The 4,319-nt window shown below is 55.7% G+C and carries 5 protein-coding genes; all 5 read left to right on the plus strand.

Going from position 1 to position 4,319, the window contains the following annotated elements; translation table 11 throughout:
- On the plus strand, positions 1–787 hold a 787-nt coding region (locus IBT46_RS26870), incomplete at its 5' end, for a DUF2345 domain-containing protein (RefSeq protein WP_200548109.1).
- A gap of 6 nt (positions 788–793) precedes the next feature.
- Positions 794–1,573: a DUF4123 domain-containing protein gene (locus tag IBT46_RS26875; protein WP_200548110.1), complete on the plus strand. Its 780-nt coding sequence runs from the start codon at positions 794–796 to the stop codon at positions 1,571–1,573.
- Between the two features lie 92 nt (positions 1,574–1,665).
- Positions 1,666–2,199, plus strand: coding sequence for a DUF3304 domain-containing protein (locus IBT46_RS26880; RefSeq protein ID WP_200548111.1), 534 nt, complete (start codon positions 1,666–1,668; stop codon positions 2,197–2,199).
- Between the two features lie 108 nt (positions 2,200–2,307).
- Positions 2,308–2,841, plus strand: coding sequence for a DUF3304 domain-containing protein (locus IBT46_RS26885; RefSeq protein ID WP_200548112.1), 534 nt, complete (start codon positions 2,308–2,310; stop codon positions 2,839–2,841).
- Positions 2,829–4,319, plus strand: a 1,491-nt coding sequence (locus IBT46_RS26890; protein ID WP_200548113.1) for a DUF2235 domain-containing protein, incomplete at its 3' end; no start/stop codon positions are given. The genes IBT46_RS26885 and IBT46_RS26890, both read left to right, overlap by 13 nt.

Here is a 4,319-nt window from a genome sequence, read left to right on the forward strand (position 1 = left end):
CGAGCGGCAGAAGCGGGGCGAAGGTTTTGAGCTGCGGACGGACAGCTGGGGCGCGATACGGGCGCAGAAGGGGATATTTATCTCGGCGGATGGCCAGTCGAAGGCGCAGGGCGAGGTGCTGGAGATGGGGGCGGCGGTCAGTCTGCTGAAAGGGGCCGTGAACCAGCTGACAGAATGGGGGCCCGTTGCGCAGGCTCACTATAATGTTGCCCCGGATGTTGTGCCGCTGAGAGCATTATTTTCAGGTGCCAGCGAGCTTAAAGAATCCACGCTGCTGATGTCAGCACCGAAGGGTATCGCCGCCGTCACCCCGGAATCGGCATTAGTCCACAGCGGGAAAGGTCTGTATCTGCAAAGCCTGGGCGAAATCAACATCAGTACGGCGAAGCGCTATTCAGTTAACGCGAGCCAGGCTGTCTCCTTGCTTGCTCAACGGGAAGGTATGCGCCTGGTGTCGGCTAAAGGCCCGCTGGCCGTAGAGTCACATGCTGATACGCTTTCGCTGACGGCACTGAAAGATGTCACGGTGCAGTCCACCCAGGGCCATCTTCAGCTAACGGCGAAAAACGGGATCACGCTTGCCTGCGGCGGGGCCTATATCCGGCTGACTCCAGCGGGTGAAGTGGAGATTCATGGGCCTGGCTTGCTGAGCCTGAAGGGACAGCATAAATGGATGGGCCCGACGAGCCAGGACTTTCCTCTGCCGGAGCTGCCATCGTCAGTGTGTAAAGAGTGCCTTAAAAAGGCGCAGGAGCTTGCGCAGGGTTTTGTGCCAAGGGAGGCATAATTGAACATGTCCGGCATCACCAATTGGATAAACAAGCTTCAGCATACCTGTGCTGAAATTGAAGCTAACCACCTCGATTTTATTATTGACCAGTGCGGTATCGATTTTTCAGTTATCCCGGTACTGAAGGAGTTTAGCCCCCACCTTAAATGGCAGTCTCTTTACCAGGGATTACCGGAGGATGCCCTGCAGGAAGAGGCTCCACTGCTGGTAAGGATTACGCTAAAAGACCCACAGCAGCGGCAGTGGTTTATTGAGCTGGCGAAGAAAGCACAAGAAACTGCTCCGCTGCTGGTGATCGGTTCCCAGTGGTCTTTTTCTGCATTGGCGGAATGGTTAACGGACTGCACCGATGCAACGCATGAGGGGCGTGCGGGTCTGTTTCGCTACTTTGATGCGAGAATTTTCCCTTTTTTGTTCTCCGATATTTTGTCTCCAGAGCAGCAGGCCCAGCTGCATCGCCCAGCGCTGTTCTGGAGCTGGCTGGATCGTGATAACCATCCTGCGCTGCTGATAGGTAACGGGGCACAGCCCGGAAAAAGTGAAAAGTGCCAGAAAATAGCCTTCAACGATAGTCAGTTCGAATGCCTGATGTGCATTTGCGATGTGAAGCTGTTGCTGCGCCACCGGCACATTGCTGAGGACGGGTTTACTTCTCAGGAAGAACGGTTTTCGGCCTGTTTCCAGGCCATGCTTTCTGCGACGAAAAAAGGAATCTTGCTGGACAAAGAACGAGAGGACTGGGTGATAAGCGCTCTGTCTGAACGATATCATACCGAATCCTGAACGCTCTCTTACGATGATATTCGTTAGCGGCTGGCGGATATTGTGGTTAAGCAATACGCAACCGATCTGTTCATTTATCAAAGGAATGCAAAATGAAATCACGCTATTACCTTGCGGCGCTGGGTGCGCTGCTGCTGACCGGCTGTAACCAGCCTGCCGCGAAGGCGCAAATCCGCAGCGGCGGCAGCGGAACCATTGAGGCGGTCAATCATACCAAATGGGCGATCAACCACTTCAGCGTGAACGGCCAGTCGGGAATAGACATTATCGGGCCGTATCAGGGCGGCGGCGGGGGCTGCTGCTTTGGCGTGCCGTCGAAATGGCGGCCGGGTATGACGGTTAAAATCGACTGGGAAACCGGGGTAGGAGATACAGAGGGATTTCCGGGCTTCGTTGATTCAAAAAAATACAGGGAATGGAGAGATAAAATAAAAGCCCAGAATAAGCAGCACAGCGCGGTTGTGCCGGTACCGGATTATACGGGGCAAAAGACCTGCGGGATCACGGTACATTTTTTACCCTGTGATGAGGTCAAGGTGACCACCAGCTGTGCAAGTTACGGTCGGCCGGGCCATCCAATTAAGGAGCCGATTAAGATGACGGAGCCGAAAGTATGTCCGAAATAATCACCGATCTTCACTCACTCTCCCTCAGCACTGTTTAGCCATGCCTGGCCGGCAGGCCATGGCTAAGCAGTGTGCACGTAATCCGTTCATTGAATAAAGGAATGCAAAATGAAATCACGCTATTACCTTGCGGCGCTGGGTGCGCTGCTGCTGACCGGCTGCAGCCAGCCTGCCGCGAAGGCGCAAATCCGCAGCGGCGGCAGCGGAACCATTGAGGCGGTCAACCATACTAAATGGGCGATCAACCACTTCAGCGTGAACGGCCAGTCGGGAATAGACATTATCGGGCCGTATCAGGGTGGCGGCGGGGGCTGCTGCTTTGGCGTGCCGTCGAAATGGCGGCCGGGTATGACGGCTAAAATCGACTGGGAGACCGGGGTAGGAGATATGGAGGGTTTTCCTGGTTTTGGTGACGATGCAAAATATCTTGCCTGGGAAAAAAAAATGAAGGCCCAGAATAAGCAGCACAGCACGGTTGTGCCCGTGCCGGATTATACGGGGCAAAAGACCTGCGGGATCACGGTACATTTTTTACCCTGTGACGAGGTCAAGGTGACTACCAGCTGTGCAAGTTACGGTCGGCCGGGCCATCCAATTAAGGACCCGATTAAGATGACGGAGCCGAAAGTATGTCCGAAATAATCACCGATCTGGCGTGGTATCCACCGGCGTTTCCGGCGCAGGGGCGCCTGCCCACCCACGCCGCGCTGGTTGGGGAGAACTGCGCTAAGCAGGACAGCCGCGAGATAGCATACCGCCAGGAGCTGTGCCTGGCCGCCGGGCGCCGCGTGGAGCCGCCCTGCTGTAAAACCCTGCATATCAGCCTGTTTTTTGACGGCACCGGGAATAACCTTAACCACGACTTCTATAACTCCGATCCGAAGCATCCTACCAATATCGCCCGCCTGTTCCGCGCCGCTATCGGTCAGGGCTACGCCGGTGGGCTGGCGGGAAAAGCCTCGGAGCTGCTGGATGCTATCGGCAGCGGCGATGACAAATACTATAAGTACTATATTCCCGGGGTCGGCACCCCCTTCCCCGAGGTTAAGGATTTGGATTTCAGTATGATGGGGCTGGCGGCAGCCACGCACGGCGAGGATCGAATCAACTGGGGGTTATTGCGGCTGATCGATGCCCTAAAGCGCACGATGGGTGACGATAACCTCTCGGACGGCGAGTGCTGGAAAGCGCTGGAGAAAATGGCCACCGCGATGGCATCGTTCGGGCTGACCGGCAGCGCGAACCGCTACGAAACTTTCCAGAGCCTGCTGAAAGATATGTCGGCCGATCTGCAAAAAGCGCTGATGCCCGCCGTGCCGGGTAAACCCAGGCTGCTGGGCATAAAGCTTTACGTGTACGGATTTTCACGCGGCGCGGCGGCGGCGCGGACCTTTGTTAACTGGCTTAGCGAGCTGCTGCCAAAGCCAGAGGAGGGGAAGGATAAGCCCGAACAGTGCCTGGCCATTGGGGAACTGAAAATTCCGCTCAGCGTAGAGTTTCTCGGTTTAATCGATACGGTCGCCTCGGTGGGCGTTGCCCATATCGCGCCGGTGGCGGAAGGGCATATGGGCTGGGCGGACGGAACCCAGGAGCTGCCGGTGGAAAAGACGTACGGTGGCCTGATCAAGCACTGCGTGCACCTGGTTTCATCCCATGAACAGCGGCTGTGCTTCCCGCTGGATTCAATCCGCCGGCCGAATGGCAAATATCCGGCCAACAGCGTGGAGGTGGTTTATCCGGGGATGCATTCTGATTTAGGCGGAGGATACCCGCCGGGGGATCAGGGAAAGGCTAATGCAGAAAATGATGGTTATTTACAGTCACAAGTCGCTTTGCATGAAATGTATGCTGCAGCTTTTAGATCGGGAGCTCCCCTAAAGGTGCCCAAAGAGTTTTTACCCTCAGATATAGCAAATGATATCTGGCGTACCATGCCTTTTGACTTAGGTCGAGAGTTTTACATTTCAGAAATCTTAATCAACCGCTTCAACGCCTGGCGAGAGCTCACCCTGGGGCAACAAGCCCCTCAGCAGCCTGTCACTCCGGAGCAGGCGGAAAAATACGATCCCCCACGCGCGCCCGTCAGTCTGGAAAAAGCGCTCGAAAACCAGTTGGGCTGG

The organism is Erwinia sp. S38 (assembly GCF_016624545.1).
Lineage (GTDB): Bacteria > Pseudomonadota > Gammaproteobacteria > Enterobacterales > Enterobacteriaceae > Erwinia > Erwinia coffeiphila.

Excerpts from the sequence above, each read along its gene's own strand:
- IBT46_RS26875 (WP_200548110.1), top strand. The coding sequence starts at position 794 with ATGTCCGGCATCACCAATTGGATAAACAAGCTTCAGCATACCTGTGCT.
- IBT46_RS26880 (WP_200548111.1), top strand. The coding sequence starts at position 1,666 with ATGAAATCACGCTATTACCTTGCGGCGCTGGGTGCGCTGCTGCTGACC.
- IBT46_RS26885 (WP_200548112.1), top strand. The coding sequence starts at position 2,308 with ATGAAATCACGCTATTACCTTGCGGCGCTGGGTGCGCTGCTGCTGACC.